This window comes from Henriciella barbarensis, assembly GCF_003576345.1.
GTDB classification, from domain to species: Bacteria; Pseudomonadota; Alphaproteobacteria; order Caulobacterales; family Hyphomonadaceae; genus Henriciella; species Henriciella barbarensis.
Genome location: NZ_QWGB01000002.1, coordinates 40,561 through 59,591 on the forward strand (window position 1 = coordinate 40,561; position 19,031 = coordinate 59,591).

The following is a 19,031-nucleotide window of genomic DNA, read 5'->3' on the forward strand; positions in this document are numbered from 1 at the left end:
AGGCCCAGATGCAGCTAACATTCAGCCCTGAAGAGGAAGCGTTTCGCCAGGAAGTCCGCGACTTCCTCGCTAACAAGCTGACGCCGGACCTCCGTCGATACGCCTCACGCATGACCAGTGTCTATGCCGACAAGGAAACAGCGCTCGCATGGCAAGCGATCCTGGTCGAGCAGGGTTGGGCTGCCCCATCCTGGCCTGTCGAATATGGCGGTTGCGACTGGAGTGTCGCCCAGCATTATATCTTCGACGTAGAGATGGCACGTGCAGGGGCACCGCCCCTCTCGCCCATGGGTATTGGTATGTGCGGCCCTGCCCTGATTGGCCATGGTTCGAAAGAGCAGAAGGACGACTACCTTCCTCGCATCCTTTCCGGCGAAGATTTCTGGTGCCAGGGTTATTCAGAACCCCATGCCGGTTCTGACCTGGCCGCGCTCACCATGAGTGCAGAGGATGATGGCGACGCCTTCATCTGTTCGGGGTCGAAAATCTGGACCACGCATGCCCACGAAGCGAACATGATGTTTTGCCTGGTGCGTACAGATGCGACGGGCAAACCGCAGACCGGTATCACCTTCGTGCTGATTGACATGAACGCGCCGGGTGTCACTGTTGATCTGATCATCATGCTGTCCGGCGAGCATATTCAGAACGCCGTCTTCTTCGACAATGTGCGTGTTCCGAAGGCCAATGTGGTCGGCGAGATCGACAAGGGTTGGACCGTCGCAAAATATCTGCTCGAGTTCGAACGGGGCGGCTCTTCCTATGGCCCGCGCCTTCTCCAGCGAATCTCCGGACTAAGACGGACAGCGCACGCTCTAGAACGAATGACACCGGACCTCGATGCGCACCTGACCCAGGCTGAGATAGATGCATCCACACTTGAGGCGGCCGAACTGATGATGATGGCGGATCTCGCAGGCGGCGGGACACCGGGTCTGAAGGCCTCAATGATGAAAGTGCGCGGCACCGAGCTTAGCCAGCGCCTGACAGAGATTGGCCTCGACCTCAGCGGCCTACATGTTCAGCCATTCCAGCCAGAACACACAGAGACTGGAGGGCCTGTTGTTACGTCAGCTCCCTCGAATCAGGGGCTGGTCGGACCCGAAGGTCTTGTCACTGTGTCTGCGAAATACCTCAACGACCGGGCTGGCTCTATCTATGCCGGCTCAAACGAGATCCAGAGAAACATCCTCTCCAAGGGACTGCTTGGCCTCTAACCACGGAGATACAATCCGCCAAAGAAAAACCCCGCTGGCGAACCGGCGGGGTTTTCGTATTCCAGGTGAACGAAAGACCTACTCGTAGTCTTCCATCGCCTCAAGCTCAGCCTCGTGGCGGGCGCGGTCTTCCTTGCCCTTGGCTTCCTCGTCGCGATCAACCAGTTCGATTACGGCAACCGGTGCATTGTCGCCGTGGCGGAAGCCGGCTTTAAGCACGCGCGTGTAGCCGCCATTGCGGTCTTTGTAGCGCTCACCGAAAACTTCGAAGAGCTTTGCGACAGCATCCTTGCTGCGAACCTGGGCAATCGCCCGCCGGCGCGAAGCAAGGTCGCCTTTCTTGGCAAGCGTCACGAGCTTGTCCATGATCGGCTTCAGCTCCTTAGCCTTGGGGAGCGTCGTCACAATCTGCTCATGCTGGATCAGCGAAGCCGCCATGTTCGCGAACATCGCCTTACGATGCGCGCTGGTGCGGTTCAGCTTGCGGTGTGCAATTGCGTGGGCCATTCAATTGGTCTCCTGCGCGCCCTCCCGGGCGGACGTTTAGAGGTGATCGTCGTATTTCTTGGCAAGTGCCTCAATGTCTTCTGGTGGCCAATCCGGCACTTCCATGCCGAGATGTAGCCCCATACCAGCGAGGACTTCCTTGATTTCGTTCAGCGACTTGCGGCCGAAGTTCGGCGTGCGAAGCATTTCGGCTTCCGACTTCTGGATGAGGTCGCCAATGTAAACAATATTATCGTTCTTCAGGCAGTTTGCCGAACGAACAGACAGCTCGAGCTCATCGACCTTCTTGAGAAGGACCGGGTTGAAACCAAGGTCGGTTTCTTCGCTCGAAGACGTGCTCTCGGTCTCAGGCTCATCAAAAGTGATGAAGAGCTGGAGCTGATCCTGAAGGATGCGGGCGGCATAGGCCACTGCGTCTTCCGGAGTAATCGCGCCATCTGTTTCAACTGAAAGCGAGAGCTTGTCATAGTCGAGCACGGTGCCTTCACGCGTGTCTTCGACGCTATAGCCAACGCGGCGAACCGGCGAATAGATCGCGTCAACCGGGATGAAACCGATCGGGGCGTCTTCAGGACGGCTCTGATCGGCAGGCACATAGCCTTTGCCGGTCGCAACCGTGAATTCCATGCGAACAGAAGCACCGTCGTCGAGCGTACAGATAACGAGATCCGGGTTTAGGATCTTCACGTCACCCGACGTTTCAATCTGGCCGGCCTTCACTTCACCCTTGCCGTCGGCCTTCAGGATCATGCGCTTCGGCGTATCCGAAACCATGTCGATGGCGATTTGCTTCAGGTTAAGAACGATCGTCGTGACGTCTTCGCGCACGCCCGGAATGGACGAAAACTCATGAACGACACCATCGATCTGGACACCGGTGATTGCGGCGCCCTGGAGCGACGAAAGAAGAACGCGGCGAAGCGCGTTACCGAGCGTCGTGCCGAAGCCGCGCTCGAGAGGCTCGATCACCAGCTTGCCGTGGCGGCGCGGGTCGCGGCCTGCCTCGACCTTCGGGCGGTTCGGGCGAATTAGTTCTTTCCAGTTACGGTCGTTCACACTGGTCGCAGTATCGGCCATTCATGGCCTCCTTGGTCTTGCTACAGGACGGTCGCTAAAGGCCTAGACGCGGCGGCGTTTAGGCGGGCGGCAGCCATTGTGCGGAATTGGAGTCGTATCGCGGATGGACGTAATGGTCAGGCCTGCAGCCTGCAGCGCACGGAGCGCGCTCTCACGGCCAGAACCTGGGCCACGAACGTTGACTTCAACAGTCTGGAGACCGTGTTCCTGCGCCTTCTTGGCAGCATCTTCAGCGGCAACCTGAGCAGCATAAGGGGTCGACTTACGCGAACCCTTAAAGCCCATCGTACCTGCTGAAGACCAGGAAATCGTGTTTCCCTGAGCATCGCTGATGGTGACCATCGTGTTGTTGAAGCTGGAGTTCACATGCACGACGCCCGAAGAAATGTTCTTACGGGCGCGGCGGCGAACGCGGGTCGTATCACGAGCCATATCGGTCCTGTCCTATTTCTTCTTGCCGGCAATCGGCTTTGCCGGGCCCTTGCGGGTGCGGGCATTGGTATGGGTGCGCTGGCCGCGGACCGGAAGGCGTTTGCGGTGGCGCAGGCCACGGTAGCAGCCGAGATCCATCAGGCGTTTGATGTTCATCGAAACTTCACGACGCAGATCACCTTCAACGATATAATCGCCGTCGATTGCCTCACGAATCTGGATGACTTCTGCGTCAGTCAGGTCAGCGACACGGCGATGCGATTCGATACCGATCTTGTCGGTAATTTCGCGTGCCTTCGCCGGACCGATGCCGTGAATGTAACGAAGCGCGATTTCGACACGCTTATTCGTCGGAATGTTTACGCCTGCAATACGGGCCATTGGGCCTCTCTCCTGAACTGCCGAAAGCGGGTCCGGCGCGAAACGAAAACAACGCTCCGCGCGCGCGAACCCGACCTCTTAACGAAGTGCGTCGTTATAGACGTGCAATTCCCCGCGTCAACTGGGGAATTGCGGCTTTATGCGGTCTCTTTCAGCGCCTTTTCTACGCCTTCCGTAACCGTCTCTATACTGGCCATTCCATCGACTTCCCGAAGGATTCCGCGCTCTGCATAGAAAGGCAGAAGCGGGGCCGTATCTTCATTGTATTTCTCGAGCCTGGCAGCAAACGTCGCCGGGTTATCGTCCTTGCGGCCCTGTTCTTCGAACCGCTTGGTTACACGGGCCGTCAGCTGGTCCTCATCGACCACAAGACGGATCACACGATCAAGCTGCGTGCCGCGCGAATCAAGAAGCTGATCGAGAGCCCTGGCCTGCCCGAGGGTCCGCGGGAACCCATCGAAGATGAAGCCCGCAGCATCCCTGTTCTGGCTAAGCTGATCATCAATCAGGTCGATGACGATCTCATCGGAAACCAGCCCGCCCTCGTCCATGATCTTCGCAACCCGGTTGCCGAGCTCTGAACCCGAGGCGCGAGCGGCGCGCAGCATGTCGCCAGTGGAAAGTTGTACATAGCCATGTTCCTCGACGAGGCGCTTGGCCTGGGTACCCTTGCCCGCAGCGGGTGGTCCGAAAAGAATGAGATTCATCGTCTGCGTTTGCCTCCCAGCCGCGATTTCTTGATCAGCCCCTCATATTGGTGCGCGATCAGGTGCGACTGTATCTGTGTCACTGTATCCATCGTCACCGATACAACGATCAGTAGCGACGTGCCACCGATGTAGAAAGGAATTTCCGGCATATATCGGCGAAGCACTTCAGGCAGCAGACAGACAAAGACGAGATAGATCGCACCGATCGTCGTCAGACGGGTCAGCACATAGTCAAAATAGGCTGCCGTGTTCTTGCCCGGGCGAATCCCGGGAACGAAACCGCCATACTTTCTCAGATTGTCCGCCGTCTCCTGCGGATTGAACATGATCGACGTGTAGAAGAAGCAGAAGAATGCCACCAGCACGCCGTAGGTGATGATGTAGGTCCAGCTGCCCGGCGAAAAATTGATCGCCAGCCACTGGAGGATGCCCGGATCCCCCGCAGCAACCATCTGACCATCCGGCCCTACACCGGTGTTGCCACCAACAAGACCGACTGCGGTCATTGGGAGCATCAGGATCGCGATGGCGAAGATCGGAGGGATAACACCGGATGTGTTGAGCTTCAGCGGCATGAAGGACGACTGGCCCTGGCTCATCTGGTTACCCTGCTGGCGCTTCGGATACTGGATCAGGATCCGGCGCTGCGAACGCTCGATGAAAACAATGAACAGGACGAGTGCGATAACAAGGACCAGAATGCCGAGCACGAAGACGACGTTAATTCCCTGCTCGCGGCCGCCTGAGAACAAGTTGAAGATGGCCTTCGGCATTTCAGCAATGATACCGGCAAAAATGATCAGCGAAATACCGTTACCGATGCCGCGTGCCGTAATCTGTTCACCCATCCACATCAGGAACATCGTCCCGCCCACAAAGGTCGAAACAGCTGTCAGAACAAAGAACCACTGGGCAATACCTTCATAGGCAACGCTGGAGAGCCCCATCGCGATGCCGAAGCCTTGGAAAAAAGCAAAACCAACGGTCAGATAGCGGGTGTACTGGTTGATCTGCTTGCGGCCCGACTCGCCTTCCTTCTTCAGCTTTTCGAGCGAAGGAATAGCCGAAGTCATCATCTGAACGATGATCGATGCTGTAATGTAGGGCATCACGTTGAGCGCGAACACGCTCATCCGCTCAACTGCTCCGCCCGCAAACATGTTGAGGGAGCCGAGCATACCGCCCGACTGTCTCTGAAAGAGTTGCTCAAACTGGGTAGGGTCGACGCCTGGCACGGGGATGTATGTACCGAGACGATAGAGGACCAGGATGAAAAGCGTGAACAGGATGCGCGCCTGGAGGTCCTTTGCCTTAGCAAAGGTACCGAAGTTCATATTGCGCGCCATTTGCTCTGCGGCTGTGGCCAAAGGACCCTCCTACCCGAAATGAAATCGCCGCCAACATTGGCGGCGAGATCGTGTTTGTGAAGGTGTATAGACGAAAAAGACCCGCCTTACTCAGCTTTTTCAGCAGCTACCGCTCCAGTTACCGTTACGGAGCCGCCCGCTTTTTCGATCGCTTCGATCGCTGCCTTGCTGGCGCCCGTGACGGTGATCTTCGCGTTCTTGGGTGCGTCACCCTTTGCAAGAAGACGGATACCATCTTTCGTGCGACGGACAACACCGGACGCAACCAGCGTCTCTTCGGTAATATCGTTCGCCTTGATCTTGCCGGCTTCGATCGCCTTGGTCAGACGACCGAGGTTGACCCAGGCATGCGTCTTGGAGTTGCGAGCCGTAAAGCCACGCTTTGGCAGACGCATATAGATCGGCATCTGGCCGCCTTCAAAGCCGTTGAGGGCGACGCCGGAGCGTGCCTTCTGACCTTTGACGCCACGTCCGCCAGTCTTGCCCTTGCCGGAGCCGACGCCGCGGCCAACGCGATGGCGGCTGTGGGTGGAGCCCGCATTTGGAGAGAGTTCGTTGAGTTTCATCGCTCTATTCCTGACTGGCGTTTGAAAGGGTCGCCCCTATACGCCTACTCTTCTACGACTTCAATAAGGTGTGACACCTTGGTGATCATGCCCTGAACGGCTGGTGTATTTACGAGCTCACGCTCGCGGCCGATCTTGTTAAGACCGAGGCCGATCAGCGTCGCGCGCTGCTCTGGCTTGCGGCGGATCGGGCTACCAACCTGGCGGACTTTGATCGTGTCTGCTTGCTTTTTGGCCATCATCAGATTCCTTCTCTAAATCAGGCGGTTTCGGAAATGCCGGCCTCGGACGCACCATCGGTGCGACGGCCAACAATGTCCTGAACCTTCAGACCGCGCTTCGAAGCGACGGAACGTGGGCTAGCCTGTTCCTTGAGCGCCTGGAAGGTTGCACGGACCATGTTGTACGGGTTCGACGAACCGTTCGACTTTGCAACGACGTCCTGGATGCCGAGCACTTCCATAACAGCGCGCATCGGGCCACCTGCGATCACCCCGGTACCTGGAGGCGCTGCGCGAAGGATCACCTTGCCTGCGCCCCAGCGGCCCTTGCCGTCATGGTGCAGGGTGCGGCCTTCACGAAGCGGAATGCGAACGAGGTTGCGTTTCGCATCCTCGGTTGCCTTGCGGATCGCTTCTGGAACTTCGCGAGCCTTGCCCTTGCCGAAACCGGCACGGCCCTTCTGGTCGCCTACAACGACCAGAGCTGCGAAGCCAAAATTCTTACCGCCTTTAACCGTTTTTGCGACACGGTTAATGCCGACGAGCTTGTCGGTAAGCTCGCTCTGCTCGTCCTGGCGGTCGTCTCTGCGCCCGCGTCCGCGGCCGCGTCCTCGTTCTTCTGCCATACTGGCCTCCTAGAACTTCAGGCCGCCCTCACGGGCGGCATCTGCCAAGGCTTTCACCCGGCCGTGGAACATATAGCCGCCGCGGTCGAAGACGACGTCTTCTACACCGGCCTGCTTGGCGCGCTCTGCGATGAGCTCGCCGATTTTCTGTGCCGCTGCAACGTCGCTCGTCGCTTTGAGCTGCTCACGCAGATCTTTCTCAAGCGTCGATGCTGCCGCAACAGTCAGACCCTTCTCATCATCGATGATCTGGGCAGAGATGTTCTTGTGCGAGCGGGCAACCGACAGACGCGGCTTGCCTTCTGCAACCTTGCGGAGCTTGGCACGAACGCGCTGGGCGCGGCGGAGTGTCTTTTCGCGTGTCGTCTTCATGGCGTTACTTCTTCTTGCCTTCCTTGCGGCGGACGTATTCGCCGGCATAGCGCACGCCCTTGCCCTTGAACGGCTCTGGCTTGCGGAACTGGCGGATCTCAGCGGCGGCCTGGCCGACGGCCTGCTTGTCTGCACCCGACACGATAACCTCGGTCGGTTTCGGCGCTTCAAGCTTGATGCCGTCTGGTGCCTTGAAGATCACATCGTGGGAATAGCCAAGCGACAGCTTCAGGTCGTTGCCCTGCATCTGTGCACGATAACCAACGCCGACGAGTTCAAGCGACTTGGTGAAGCCTTCGGCTGCGCCGTGGACGACGTTCGCAGCATTTGCGCGTGCCGTGCCCCACTGGGTGCGAACCTTGGGGTCTAGGGCCTCAGCAAAGGTCATCTTCTTGCGACCCTTGGCATCGTTTGCCTCGATACGCTCATTTGCTTCAGCGACATAATCTTCACGCGGCATGATCGACAGCTCACCGTCTTTCAGCTCTGCAGAAACCAGTTCGGAAACCGTGAACGCAAGGTGACCCTTCGGGCCCTTGGCTTCGATCTTGTTTCCGTCAACCGTAACGGTCGTACCGTTCGGGACGGGAATTGGGAGTTTTCCAATACGGGACATATCAGTTCATCCTCGTCCTAGAAGACCCGGCAAAGGATCTCGCCACCAACATTCTCATTACGTGCGACGGCGTCGGAGATGACACCCTTCGACGTGGAGAGAATGGAGATGCCCAGTCCGTTGCGGACCAGCGGCAGATCATTCACCGAAGAATAGACGCGACGACCAGGCTTCGAGACCCGACGGATCTCGGAGATGACTGGTGCGCCATCGAAATACTTAAGCTCGATCTCGACATTACGATGACCGTCTTTCTCGACTTCCGTGTAGCCACGGATGTAACCTTCGCTCTGCAGCACGTCGAGGACGCGCAGACGGAGTTTCGAGGACGGAGAGACAACCTTCGTCATGCCACGCATCTGCGCATTGCGGATGCGGGTCAGGAGATCGCCAAGGGGATCGGAAATATTCATCTTGGTTCCTCCTTTCCTACCAGCTTGACTTGACCAGGCCCGGCACCATGCCGAGCGAGCCAAGCTCACGCAGCGCGATACGGGACATTTTCATCTTGCGATAATAACCGCGCGGACGGCCTGTGACCTGGCAACGGTTACGAACGCGGTTCGGTGCCGAGTTGCGTGGAAGTTCCGCCAGCTTCAGGCGAGCTTTGAAGCGGTCTTCAAGCGGCAGATCCTCATCCATCGCCATTGCTTTGAGCTTCGCGCGACGGGCCGCATACTGGGCGACCATCTTGCGACGCTTCTCGTTCTTCTCGATTGCGCTTTTCTTAGCCATATCGTTTCGTCCTCAAGCGCTAGTTACGGAACGGGAAGCCACAATGCGCGAGCAGCGCCTTGGCTTCATCGTTCGTCTTGGCGGTGGTGCAGACAATGATGTCCATACCGCGAATGTCCTCGATGTCGTCATAGTTGATCTCGGGGAACACGATCTGTTCCTTGAGACCCATGGCATAGTTGCCGCGGCCATCGAAGCTCTTGCCGTTCAGACCACGGAAGTCCTTCACGCGTGGAAGAGCCATATTGGTCAGACGGTCCAGAAACTCGTACATACGGTCGCGGCGAAGCGTGACCTTTGCACCGATGATCATGCCTTCACGAAGCTTAAAGCCGGCAATCGACTTACGAGCCTTCGTTGGGACTGGCTTCTGGCCAGAGATCTTCTCAAGCTCAGCAAGGGCTGTCTTGATCTTTTTGGAATCAGCGACAGCTTCGCCAACACCCATATTGATCACAACCTTGTCGAGTTTCGGTACCATCATCTCGTTGGAGTACTTGAACTCCTCGAGAAGCTTCTCGCGAATCTGGTCACGATACTTCGTCTTGAGACGGGGTTCGTATTTATCAGACATCGATCGATTCCCCTGAACGCTTGGCATAGCGCGTCTTGCGCCCATGCTCGTCAGTCTTGAAGCCAACACGGGTAGCCTTGCCGTCGCGCGGGTCCACAATCGCCACATTGGAGATATGGATCGGCGCTTCAAACGTCTTGATGCCACCCGGGTCCATTTGCGACGGGCGCTGGTGACGCTTTACAACGTTCACGCCCTGGACAACGACACGGTTCTCAGCCGGGATCACCTTGAGCACTTCGCCCTTGGCACCCTTGTTACGGCCTGCCGTGATGATGACGCGATCACCTTTTTTCACTTTGGCAGCCATGACTACAGCACCTCCGGAGCCAGCGAGACGATCTTCATGTGGTTCTTTGCGCGAAGCTCGCGCGGAACCGGGCCGAAGATACGTGTCCCGATTGGTTCGCCATTATTGTTCACAAGCACCGCGGCATTCGTGTCAAACCGGATGACCGAGCCGTCACGGCGTTTGATGTCCTTGGCAACGCGGACCACGACAGCGCGGCGAACGTCACCCTTCTTCACGCGGCCGGTCGGAATTGCTTCCTTGATCGACACCACGATGATGTCACCGACAGACGCATAACGACGACCTGCGCCACCCAGCACCTTGATGCACTGGACACGGCGGGCGCCGGAATTGTCAGCCACGCGAAGGTTGGACTGCATCTGAATCATGAGTCAGCTCCTTCGCTAGCAACAACTTCCCACGTCTTCAGCTTCGAACGCGGCGGGCATTCACGGATCGTGATGCGCTCGCCCTCGACAGCGACGTTGCCCTCATCATGGGCGTGATACTTTTTTGAGCGGCGCACGATCTTCTTCAGAACAGGATGAAGAAAGGTGCGGTCGATGCGAACCACAGCCGTCTTGTCCTGTTTCGTGGACACCACAACGCCTTCCATTACGCGCTTTGGCATGTCTCTTCTCCTACGCCTCTGCTTCCGCTTTGGCCTGTTCGGCGAGAAGGGTCTTCACACGCGCGATATCGCGGCGGACTTCCTTCACCCGGGCCGTCTTTTCCAGCTGGCCAGTGGCCTGCTGAAAGCGGAGGTTGAACTGTTCCTTCTTCAGCTGAACAAGCTGCGCTTGTAGCTGCTCGGCACTCTTGGAACGCAAATCACCGGTTTTCATGACTAGATCCCCTCAATGCGTTTGATGATCTTGGTCTTGATCGGCAGCTTTGCCGCGCCGAGCTTCAGAGCCTGGATCGCAACGTCGTCTGGAACACCATCGATCTCGAACAGGATACGGCCAGGAGCCACCCGAGCAACCCAACGGTCGATCGAACCCTTACCCTTACCCATGCGAACCTCGATCGGTTTCGCCGAAACTGGGGTGTCCGGGAAAATGCGAATCCATACCTTGCCCTGACGCTTCATTTCACGCGTCACTGCACGGCGGGTCGCCTCAATCTGACGGGCGGTCACCCGCTCTGGCTCAAGCGCCTTCAGACCGAACGAGCCGAAGTTGAGGCTGTAGCCCCCCTTCGCAGTCCCGCTGATACGGCCTTTGAACGCCTTGCGGTATTTCGTACGTTTTGGCTGCAGCATGTTTTACGCTCCTGCGCCTTGCGGACCGGAAGCCGGGCCACGCTGATTGGTCGAACGCGCACGCGCCTGGCCTGAATCTTCGGCCTTGCGGTCTTGCGCCATCGGATCGTGTTCCATGATCTCGCCTTTGTAGATCCAGACCTTGATACCAATGATACCGTAGGTCGTCTCTGCTTCGGCAGTGCCATAGTCGATGTCGGCGCGGAGCGTGTGCAGCGGCACGGAACCTTCTGCATACTGCTCGGTCCGCGCGATTTCCGCACCGCCGAGACGGCCGGCAACCATGATACGCACACCGAGCGCACCAAGACGCATCGAATTCTGGATCGAACGCTTCATCGCACGGCGGAACGAGCCACGGCGCTCAAGCTGACGCGCAATGTCCTCGGCGACGAGCGTGGCGTCGATCTCCGGCTTGCGGATCTCGACGAGGTTCACGCGAACTTCGTCTTCGGTCATCTTAGACAGCTTCTTGCGAAGCACTTCGATGTCAGCACCCTTCTTGCCGATCACCAGACCCGGACGGGCCGTGTGGATCGTGACGATGCATTTCTTGTGAGGACGCTCAATCACAATGCGGGAGATGCCCGCCTGCTTGAGCTCTCGCTTGATCGTGTTGCGGATTTTCAGGTCTTCATGAACCAGACGGCCATAGTCTGCCGTGTCGGCATACCAGCGGCTGTCCCAGGTCCGATTGACACCTAGACGAAACCCGACGGGATTGATCTTCTGACCCATTACGCGGCCTCCGCTTCAGCTGATGTATCGCGCAGCACCACGGTGAGCTGCGAGAAAGGTTTCACGATACGCGCGGCACGGCCACGGGCGCGGGCACGAATGCGCTTCATGACCAGGTTTTTGCCAACATGCGCTTCAGCAACGACGAGACTATCGATATCGAGACCGTGATTGTTCTCAGCGTTCGACATCGCCGAATACAGGACCTTGTAGACGTCCTTAGCAGCGCGCTTGCGCGAGAACTGCATCTGGTCCATCGCCTTCTGCACCGGGAGACCGCGGATCTGCTGAGCCAGAAGGTTCAGCTTCTGCGGGCTCGAACGGTACATGCGCAGAACTGCGCGCGACTCGTTGGAGGCCTGCTTCGGAGGATTCTTTGCCTTACCCATGGCTTACTTCCTCTTGGCTTTCTTGTCGGCGCCGTGGCCATAGTAGGTGCGGGACGGCGCAAACTCGCCGAACTTGTGACCCACCATCTCCTCGGTGACGAGAACGGGAACGAACTTGTTGCCGTTGTGAACCTGAAAGTTCAGGCCCACGAATTGCGGCATGATGGTCGAGCGGCGCGACCAGGTCTTGATGACTTCGCGGCGCTCTGAAGCTTGCGCGGACTCTGCCTTCTTGAGCAGATAGCCGTCGACAAACGGACCTTTCCATACGGAACGTGGCATATCTCTCTCGCTCCCTAGCGTTTCGCGTTACGGCGACGGATGATCAGACGATCCGAAGCCTGTGTCTTACGGGTTTTAGGACCGCGGGTTTTCTTACCCCACGGGGTCACCGGGTGACGGCCGCCCGAAGACTTGCCTTCACCACCGCCGTGCGGGTGGTCGACCGGGTTCATTGCGACGCCGCGGACCTTCGGACGCCTGCCGAAGTGGCGAGCGCGACCGGCTTTCGACAGCACGGTGTTCATGTTGTCCGGGTTGGACACAGCGCCGATTGCAGCAAGGCAGCTATCGGGAACCATGCGAAGCTCGCCAGAGGAAAGCTTGATCTGGGCATAACCTGCGTCACGGCCGACAATCTGGACATAGGTACCAGCGGAACGTGCAATCTGAGCGCCCTTAAGCGGCTTCATCTCGACATTGTGCACAATGGTACCGACCGGGATGTTCTTCAAAGGAAGAACATTACCTGGCTTGATGTCCGCAGTCTTGGACGTCATCACCTTATCACCAGCAGCCAGACGCTGCGGCGCGATGATGTAGGACTGTTCGCCATCGGAATAGCGGATGAGCGCGATGAATGCGGTCCGGTTCGGATCGTATTCAAGACGCTCGACAGTTGCCTCGATGTCCCAGCGCTGACGCTTGAAGTCGATTTTGCGATAAAGACGCTTTGCGCCGCCACCGATACCGCGAACGGTCACGCGCCCGCGGTTGTTACGACCACCGGACTTCGACAGACCTTCGGTCAGCGATTTCACTGGACGACCCTTGTGCAGCCCCGACTTGTCGACAATGACAAGCTGACGCTGACCGGGCGACGTTGGATTGAATGTCTTGAGTGCCATATCGCTCTCCTACAGTCCGGTCGTGATATCGACGGACTGGCCGTCTTTCAGCGTGACGATCGCCTTTTTCGTGTCAGAACGCTGACCGAGCTTTCCGCGGAAACGCTTGGTCTTGCCCTTCTGAACGATCACGTTGACCTTGGTCACGTCGACCTTGAAAAGGTTTTCCACGGCTTCCTTGATCTCGGCCTTGTTGGCCGTGACCGGAACCTGGAAGACGATCTTGTTTTCTTCAGCGAGCAGCGTTGCCTTCTCCGTGATGTGCGGAGCGAGCAGCGCGTCGTAGTGGTGTGCTTTTACGTCGGCCATGATCTATTTCCCCTCGAAACGCGCGCCGATCGCATCGAGCGCATCCTTGGTTACAACCAGCTGGCGACGGCGCATCACGTCATAGACGTTAAGACCGGCGACCGGCAGAACGTCGATATTCGGAATGTTGCGAGCCGCTTTTGCGAAGTTCTGGTCAACTTCGGCGCCACCGATAATCAGTGCGTTCTCGACGCCGAGCGCCTTGAACTTTGCCGAGAGCTCTTTTGTCTTCGCTTCAGACAGTTTCGCCTCGTCGAGCACGATGAGCGAACCGCCCTTCACCTTGGAAGACAGAGCATGTGCGAGTGCCAGCTTGCGCACCTTCTTTGGAAGATCATGCGCGTGGCTGCGAACGCGCGGGCCGTGCGCGACAGCACCACCGACGAAGATGTTCGCGTTGCGCGAGCCGTGACGAGCGCCGCCAGACCCCTTTTGGCGGATGAACTTCTTGGTCGTAACCGAGACTTCACCACGCTCCTGGGTCTTGTGCGTGCCGGCCTGGCGCTTCGCGAGCTGCCAGCGGACGGTACGGTGCAACAGATCGGCGCGAATATCGGTCAGGCCGAAGACGGCCTCATCAACACTTGCCTTACCAGCCGACTTGCCGTCGAGATTTTTGACGTCGAGTTCCATTATTCACCAGCCTCCGCATTATCCGCTTCAGCAGATTGGGCTGCAGCGCCTTTGCCACGGAAAGAACCTTGAGCAGGCGCATCTTCATGGATCGCCTTTTTCACCGCATCGCGAACTTCGACGTAAGATCCATCGTGACCCGGGATCGAACCCTTGACGAGGATCAGGCCGCGCTCAGCGTCGGTGCGGATGATTTCGAGATTCTGAATGGTCACACGCTCGGTGCCGTAGTGACCAGCCATCTTCTTACCCTTGAACACCTTACCCGGATCCTGGCACTGACCAGTCGAACCGTGAGCACGGTGAGAGATGGAGACACCGTGTGTCGCGCGAAGACCACCAAAGTTCCAGCGCTTCATGGCGCCAGAGAAACCCTTACCGAGCGTGATGCCCGCAATGTCAACACGCTGGCCAGCGACGAAATGGTCAGCAACCACTTCCGCACCAAGTTCTGGAAGCTCATTGGAGGTCACACGGAACTCAACCAGCTTACGCTTGGGCGCAACACCGGCCTTGGCAAATGCTTCGCGCTGGGCTTTCGCCGTCCGCTTGGCCTTCGCTTCGCCAACACCCATGACAACGGCACTGTAGCCATCATTCCGGGTGACGTTGACTTTCTCTTTCTTCTTGCCGCGATTGACGCTGACGTCGCGGTCGGCATCGGTGCGGTGACCGACAACCTGACAGCCGTCTAGCGACAGAACGGTGACAGGAACGTGACGTCCCTCGTCGTTGAAGATTCGGGTCATACCCAACTTCTGGGCAACAACCCCGGTACGTGACGCCGGAAGTGCCATCTTAGCGAGCTCCCTCAAGTTTGATCTCGATGCCAACGCCGGCAGAGAGGTCGAGCTTCATAAGCGCATCGACGGTCTGCGGGGTCGGGTCGACAATGTCGAGAATACGTTTGTGCGTGCGGATCTCGAACTGGTCGCGGGACTTCTTGTCGATGTGCGGCGAGCGGTTCACCGTGAAGCGCTCGATACGTGTCGGCAGTGGGATCGGGCCACGCACATCGGCGCCGGTGCGCTTTGCGGTGGACACGATCTCCTTCGCCGACATGTCGAGGGCGCGGTGATCGAAGGCTTTCAGCCGGATCCGGATATTCTGTTTTTCCATCGTACGGTATCCCGTCAACATGAATGTTGCGCCAAGGCGCACGCTTTAGAAGCGCCCGGACGCAATCGGCTCGAATTGTTTCGTTTCGGTGGGAAGCGTTTGCCTGAAACTGGCACTGCCGACCCTTCGAAGGGCGCGGTGTATGGGATTTGCAGATAGCCGTCAACAGTTCATGACGGAATCTTTGCAGCCACGATCAGCCCCGTTCAGTCAGCTGCAATATTGCAATGCGGACAGGCCTCGTCGAAGGTCATCGTCTGGCTTGTTCGCAAGGCTTGGAAAGGACCAACTCCCCGTGACTGATGACCTATACCATATGGCTCGGGCAGTGCGCGAGAACGCGCATGCACCCTACTCAAAATTCAAGGTCGGCGCCGCGATCCGTTCCCGCAACGGTATCCATGTCGGCTGTAACGTCGAAAACGCAGCGCTCCCGGATGGGATCTGCGCTGAAGGCGGCGCCATTACCTCTATGGTGGCTGCGGGCGACAAGGAGATTCTCGAAGTACTCGTCTATGCCGAATCCGATTCGCTCGTGGCGCCTTGCGGTGGCTGCCGCCAGAAACTGTCCGAGTTCGCGGGTCCGGACGTAAAGGTTACTATGGCCGGGCCAGACGGTATCACAGCGACGATGAAGATGGACGAGCTTCTTCCTGCCGCATTCCTGTTCAAACCAGCCTGACGAGCTCTGCCAGTATTTCATCAGCTGCGGTGTGCAAGATATTCGCCCCATGTCCCGGCAAAGTTCGACACGCCGCGTTTGGCCTGTCTTCGAGATGCTGCGTCACCTGCTCGGCCGAAATCACTGGATCTTCGCCGGCATTAAGCCAAATCTGCGGAACTGACACCGAATCGAGATCATCGCTCCAGTCAGCCATGGCAGACGCGCCGTCACGAACCCATGCTTCGCCGCCCTGCTCGACGGCGTGGTATAGTCCCAACGCCTGAACCTCAAACAATCTCGGATCTGACAGCGTCGCAAAGTCCGTTGGCGCATTTGCAAACTGGGTTTCCAGGAAAGCTCTCGGCCCCCTCTTGCGGTAAACTGGTAGACCAACAGACATCACCATTCTCATGACCGAGGGGGCGTGACGCGAGGCGATCGCTGCGAATCGGGTCTGTCGATCCATATGTGGCAGGTGGCGGTCCTCGTCTATCGGAATGCCACCACCGACCAGCAACATACGCCGGGCACGATCTCCGAGAGCTGTGGCGATCCGGAAAGCGTGCGAAGCACCGCCCTGATGAACACAAAGGCTTACCGAGTCCAGCTTGAGCGAATCGACCAGCGCTAGCGCGTCCTTGATCACGGTCTTCTCGAAACCTTTCCGGCTTCGGCTCGGGCACGTATATCCAAAACCCGGTCTGGATGGCGCGATCAGACTTATATCGGCAGCAGTCAACTGCCTTTCAAAATCTGTAGTGAAGAACGGCCCCTGCAAATAACCATGGATGAACAGCACCGGTCGACGCCCTGCTCCGACCCGGTACCAGGCGAGCTGTCGACCTTCAGCAACATTCAATGTGTGGAGCCCGGCGCTTGGCGTGACCCACGCCTCTGACTGAGGAGCGCTTTCCTCCTCTGGTAATTGCCTGAGCAGAAAGGCGATACTTGCGCAAAGCTGGACGACGTCGCTTATTCGCGAACACCCTGTCTTCCTCAGTATACTTTTGGACTGAACCTTTACCGTTTCCAGGGCTCTCATTCTACGGGCGGCTATGTCTTTCGGCTTGAGATTGACCAGATACCCTTCCAGTACCTCGGTCTCACTGGCGGTTAGACCGAACGCGCCACCAAGTCGTTCAATCAACGTCTCGGACCAGTCTATATATGAAAGCGATACGACCACACTGCCCTTATGACCGCCTGGCCTCTGGATCAAAGCGAGGCAGGCACGCAGTTCTACTCCCGTCTCGACACTTGTGAGGATGATCCGATCCTGCGCAACTTGCGGTGCTTGCAGCATGAACCGACGGATGTCGACAAGCGCGGGGCGATCAAGAGGAAGCTCATCCAATGAGCACGGGAACGCCCGTGCCATGAGCTGCGCTGCGGCTTTGTTGCCATCTACCTGCTCACCACCCGGTGAGATTTCGAGGATCGCGTGAAACATGGTGCTGGCTGCTCCCTCTCGGGCAGCTGCCGCGCTGACCAGGGCCGCGATCCTTTCTGCGTGAGCGTCGAGGGTATCGTCAATGTCGCTGTATCGAGGTACATCCGGCGCAATTGCGCCGGTCTCCTCTCCGTCGAAGAAATACGCCATTGCGGCATCGAGGAAGCCGTCGAACTGGTTCGTTGAAGTCGGCACTTCGTACGCTGCGCCGAGCATCTCGAAATAGCGTTGATTCAACGACATCGGGTTCTTGGTTTGTGTGCAGCGAATGATGCACATATGCCCAGCTAACTCAGTCGCGGCAAGCTTTCCCTGTCCACAAAGCGAGAATTCAGCGGCGCTGACGATCAGGCGAATACCAGCGAACCCGGACATCGCGCATAGAAAAAGGGCCGCCTCTTCCGAGACGGCCCTTCTTGTCTGTTTTCCAGCCTCTTCTGAGAGGCTAGAGGTCTTAGTTGGAGACGCTGGAGACGACGCCTGCACCGACGGTGCGGCCGCCTTCGCGGATCGCGAAGCGAAGACCCTGGTCCATGGCGATCGGTGCGATGAGCTCGACTTCCATTTTGACGTTGTCGCCCGGCAGGACCATTTCCTTGTCCGCTGGAAGCTTCACAACACCGGTGACATCAGTCGTACGGAAGTAAAACTGTGGACGGTAGTTGGTGAAGAATGGCGTGTGACGGCCACCCTCTTCCTTGGTCAGGATGTAGGCTTCTGCCTCGAACGTGGTGTGCGGGGTGATCGAACCTGGCTTACAGAGAACCTGGCCACGCTCAACGCCTTCACGGTCGATGCCGCGGATCAGTGCGCCAATGTTGTCGCCTGCCTGGCCCTGGTCGAGCAGCTTGCGGAACATCTCAACGCCCGTAACGGTCGTCTTCTGCGTGTCGCGGATACCGACAATCTCGACTTCCTCGCCAACCTTGACGATGCCCGTCTCGACGCGGCCGGTCACAACCGTACCACGGCCGGAGATCGAGAACACGTCCTCGACCGGCATCAGGAACGGCTTGTCCAGTGGACGGTCAGGGGTCGGGATGTACTCGTCGACAGCCTTCATCAGCTCGAGGATCTTCTCCTTGCCGATGTTCTCGTCGCGGCCTTCGACAGCTGCGAGCGCAGAACCGGAAACGATCGGAATGTCGTCGCCCGGGAAGTCGTAGGAGGACAGAAGCTCACGGACTTCCATCTCGACGAGCTCGAGGAGCTCTTCGTCGTCGACCTGGTCAACCTTGTTGAGGAACACGACAAGGGCAGGCACGCCAACCTGGCGGGCCAGCAGGATGTGCTCGCGGGTCTGCGGCATCGGGCCGTCAGCTGCGTTCACAACCAGGATCGCGCCGTCCATCTGGGCAGCACCGGTGATCATGTTCTTCACATAGTCAGCGTGGCCCGGGCAATCGACGTGCGCATAGTGACGGTCGTCCGTCTCATACTCGACGTGCGCGGTGTTGATGGTGATGCCGCGTGCTTTTTCTTCCGGCGCGTTGTCGATGTCCGCATAGGACTTCGCTGCACCGCCATAAACTTCTGCAAGCGTCATCGTGATCGCTGCCGTCAGCGTTGTCTTGCCATGGTCAACATGGCCGATCGTGCCGATGTTTACGTGCGGCTTGTTCCGCGCAAACTTCTCTTTGGCCAT

At 58.0% G+C, this 19,031-nt stretch carries 31 protein-coding genes; 2 read left to right on the forward strand and 29 right to left on the reverse strand.

What is annotated here, in order from left to right:
* Positions 1–8 precede the first annotated feature (8 nt).
* On the forward strand, positions 9–1,217 hold the full coding sequence (locus D1224_RS00245) for an acyl-CoA dehydrogenase family protein (RefSeq protein WP_119377942.1): 1,209 nt from the start codon (positions 9–11) through the stop codon (positions 1,215–1,217).
* Between the two features lie 78 nt (positions 1,218–1,295).
* Here D1224_RS00245 and rplQ read toward each other — a convergent pair whose 3' ends face one another.
* From rplQ to rpsJ, 27 genes are all read right to left on the reverse strand, one after another.
* Positions 1,296–1,724: a 50S ribosomal protein L17 gene (rplQ, locus tag D1224_RS00250; protein WP_119377943.1), complete on the reverse strand. Its 429-nt coding sequence runs from the start codon at positions 1,722–1,724 to the stop codon at positions 1,296–1,298.
* A 36-nt stretch (positions 1,725–1,760) separates the two neighbouring features.
* Positions 1,761–2,780 carry a DNA-directed RNA polymerase subunit alpha gene (locus tag D1224_RS00255; RefSeq protein ID WP_119377967.1) on the reverse strand — a complete coding sequence of 340 codons (1,020 nt, stop codon included), beginning with the start codon at positions 2,778–2,780 and terminating at the stop codon, positions 1,761–1,763.
* 63 nt (positions 2,781–2,843) lie between these two features.
* Entirely contained in the window at positions 2,844–3,233 is a 390-nt protein-coding gene (gene rpsK, locus D1224_RS00260; protein WP_119377944.1) for a 30S ribosomal protein S11, read from the reverse strand.
* 12 nt (positions 3,234–3,245) lie between these two features.
* The gene (gene rpsM / locus D1224_RS00265; RefSeq protein WP_119377945.1) at positions 3,246–3,614 is read right to left on the reverse strand and encodes a 30S ribosomal protein S13; all 369 of its coding nucleotides are present in this window, start codon (positions 3,612–3,614) and stop codon (positions 3,246–3,248) included.
* Positions 3,615–3,751: 137 nt separating this feature from the next.
* Positions 3,752–4,321 (reverse strand): adenylate kinase, encoded by a 570-nt coding sequence (locus D1224_RS00270; protein WP_119377946.1) that lies wholly within the window; start codon positions 4,319–4,321, stop codon positions 3,752–3,754.
* Positions 4,318–5,691: a preprotein translocase subunit SecY gene (gene secY, locus D1224_RS00275; RefSeq protein ID WP_182482106.1), complete on the reverse strand. Its 1,374-nt coding sequence runs from the start codon at positions 5,689–5,691 to the stop codon at positions 4,318–4,320. Before secY ends, D1224_RS00270 begins: the two co-directional genes overlap by 4 nt.
* 86 nt (positions 5,692–5,777) lie before the next feature.
* Complete coding sequence (gene rplO, locus D1224_RS00280) at positions 5,778–6,257, reverse strand: 50S ribosomal protein L15 (protein WP_119377948.1); 480 nt, start codon at positions 6,255–6,257, stop codon at positions 5,778–5,780.
* Positions 6,258–6,301: 44 nt separating this feature from the next.
* The gene (gene rpmD, locus D1224_RS00285) at positions 6,302–6,499 is read right to left on the reverse strand and encodes a 50S ribosomal protein L30 (protein WP_182482107.1); all 198 of its coding nucleotides are present in this window, start codon (positions 6,497–6,499) and stop codon (positions 6,302–6,304) included.
* Between the two features lie 17 nt (positions 6,500–6,516).
* Positions 6,517–7,104 carry a 30S ribosomal protein S5 gene (gene rpsE, locus D1224_RS00290; protein WP_119377949.1) on the reverse strand — a complete coding sequence of 196 codons (588 nt, stop codon included), beginning with the start codon at positions 7,102–7,104 and terminating at the stop codon, positions 6,517–6,519.
* Between the two features lie 9 nt (positions 7,105–7,113).
* Positions 7,114–7,476, reverse strand: coding sequence for a 50S ribosomal protein L18 (gene rplR / locus D1224_RS00295; protein WP_119377950.1), 363 nt, complete (start codon positions 7,474–7,476; stop codon positions 7,114–7,116).
* Positions 7,477–7,480: 4 nt separating this feature from the next.
* Positions 7,481–8,092: a 50S ribosomal protein L6 gene (rplF, locus tag D1224_RS00300; protein ID WP_119377951.1), complete on the reverse strand. Its 612-nt coding sequence runs from the start codon at positions 8,090–8,092 to the stop codon at positions 7,481–7,483.
* A gap of 17 nt (positions 8,093–8,109) precedes the next feature.
* Entirely contained in the window at positions 8,110–8,505 is a 396-nt protein-coding gene (gene rpsH, locus D1224_RS00305; RefSeq protein WP_018146803.1) for a 30S ribosomal protein S8, read from the reverse strand.
* A gap of 16 nt (positions 8,506–8,521) precedes the next feature.
* Positions 8,522–8,827, reverse strand: coding sequence for a 30S ribosomal protein S14 (gene rpsN / locus D1224_RS00310; protein WP_119377952.1), 306 nt, complete (start codon positions 8,825–8,827; stop codon positions 8,522–8,524).
* Positions 8,828–8,846: 19 nt separating this feature from the next.
* A complete protein-coding gene (gene rplE / locus D1224_RS00315) occupies positions 8,847–9,401 on the reverse strand; it encodes a 50S ribosomal protein L5 (RefSeq protein WP_119377953.1) in 555 nt (184 codons plus the stop codon).
* Positions 9,394–9,711 (reverse strand): 50S ribosomal protein L24, encoded by a 318-nt coding sequence (gene rplX, locus D1224_RS00320; RefSeq protein ID WP_119377954.1) that lies wholly within the window; start codon positions 9,709–9,711, stop codon positions 9,394–9,396. The genes rplE and rplX overlap by 8 nt, the downstream gene beginning before the upstream one ends.
* Positions 9,712–9,713: 2 nt before the next feature.
* A complete protein-coding gene (gene rplN / locus D1224_RS00325; RefSeq protein ID WP_018146799.1) occupies positions 9,714–10,082 on the reverse strand; it encodes a 50S ribosomal protein L14 in 369 nt (122 codons plus the stop codon).
* Positions 10,079–10,324: a 30S ribosomal protein S17 gene (gene rpsQ / locus D1224_RS00330; protein ID WP_119377955.1), complete on the reverse strand. Its 246-nt coding sequence runs from the start codon at positions 10,322–10,324 to the stop codon at positions 10,079–10,081. The genes rplN and rpsQ overlap by 4 nt, the downstream gene beginning before the upstream one ends.
* Before the next feature lie 10 nt (positions 10,325–10,334).
* Complete coding sequence (rpmC, locus tag D1224_RS00335; RefSeq protein WP_119377956.1) at positions 10,335–10,538, reverse strand: 50S ribosomal protein L29; 204 nt, start codon at positions 10,536–10,538, stop codon at positions 10,335–10,337.
* A gap of 2 nt (positions 10,539–10,540) precedes the next feature.
* Positions 10,541–10,957: a 50S ribosomal protein L16 gene (gene rplP / locus D1224_RS00340; RefSeq protein ID WP_119377957.1), complete on the reverse strand. Its 417-nt coding sequence runs from the start codon at positions 10,955–10,957 to the stop codon at positions 10,541–10,543.
* Positions 10,958–10,960: 3 nt separating this feature from the next.
* The gene (gene rpsC, locus D1224_RS00345) at positions 10,961–11,695 is read right to left on the reverse strand and encodes a 30S ribosomal protein S3 (protein ID WP_119377958.1); all 735 of its coding nucleotides are present in this window, start codon (positions 11,693–11,695) and stop codon (positions 10,961–10,963) included.
* Positions 11,695–12,084, reverse strand: a complete 390-nt coding sequence (gene rplV, locus D1224_RS00350; RefSeq protein ID WP_119377959.1) for a 50S ribosomal protein L22 — start codon at positions 12,082–12,084, stop codon at positions 11,695–11,697. The genes rpsC and rplV overlap by 1 nt, the downstream gene beginning before the upstream one ends.
* Positions 12,085–12,087: 3 nt before the next feature.
* The gene (rpsS, locus tag D1224_RS00355; RefSeq protein ID WP_119377960.1) at positions 12,088–12,366 is read right to left on the reverse strand and encodes a 30S ribosomal protein S19; all 279 of its coding nucleotides are present in this window, start codon (positions 12,364–12,366) and stop codon (positions 12,088–12,090) included.
* 14 nt (positions 12,367–12,380) lie between these two features.
* Positions 12,381–13,211 carry a 50S ribosomal protein L2 gene (gene rplB, locus D1224_RS00360; RefSeq protein WP_119377961.1) on the reverse strand — a complete coding sequence of 277 codons (831 nt, stop codon included), beginning with the start codon at positions 13,209–13,211 and terminating at the stop codon, positions 12,381–12,383.
* Between the two features lie 9 nt (positions 13,212–13,220).
* Positions 13,221–13,520, reverse strand: a complete 300-nt coding sequence (locus D1224_RS00365; RefSeq protein WP_119377962.1) for a 50S ribosomal protein L23 — start codon at positions 13,518–13,520, stop codon at positions 13,221–13,223.
* Positions 13,521–13,523: 3 nt separating this feature from the next.
* A complete protein-coding gene (rplD, locus tag D1224_RS00370; RefSeq protein WP_119377963.1) occupies positions 13,524–14,153 on the reverse strand; it encodes a 50S ribosomal protein L4 in 630 nt (209 codons plus the stop codon).
* Complete coding sequence (gene rplC / locus D1224_RS00375; protein WP_119377964.1) at positions 14,153–14,950, reverse strand: 50S ribosomal protein L3; 798 nt, start codon at positions 14,948–14,950, stop codon at positions 14,153–14,155. The genes rplD and rplC overlap by 1 nt, the downstream gene beginning before the upstream one ends.
* 1 nt (position 14,951) lies before the next feature.
* Complete coding sequence (rpsJ, locus tag D1224_RS00380) at positions 14,952–15,272, reverse strand: 30S ribosomal protein S10 (RefSeq protein WP_018146788.1); 321 nt, start codon at positions 15,270–15,272, stop codon at positions 14,952–14,954.
* Between the two features lie 295 nt (positions 15,273–15,567).
* Between rpsJ and D1224_RS00385 the strand changes: the two genes are divergently transcribed.
* The gene (locus D1224_RS00385; protein ID WP_233350335.1) at positions 15,568–15,954 is read left to right on the forward strand and encodes a cytidine deaminase; all 387 of its coding nucleotides are present in this window, start codon (positions 15,568–15,570) and stop codon (positions 15,952–15,954) included.
* Here the strand turns inward: D1224_RS00385 and D1224_RS00390 are convergent.
* Both D1224_RS00390 and tuf read right to left on the reverse strand, forming a co-directional pair.
* Positions 15,941–17,761 (reverse strand): alpha/beta hydrolase, encoded by a 1,821-nt coding sequence (locus D1224_RS00390; RefSeq protein WP_119377965.1) that lies wholly within the window; start codon positions 17,759–17,761, stop codon positions 15,941–15,943. The two genes, D1224_RS00385 and D1224_RS00390, sit on opposite strands and share 14 nt — an antisense overlap.
* A 79-nt stretch (positions 17,762–17,840) precedes the next feature.
* A partial coding sequence (gene tuf / locus D1224_RS00395; protein ID WP_119377896.1) for an elongation factor Tu occupies positions 17,841–19,031 on the reverse strand: 1,191 nt, incomplete at its 5' end.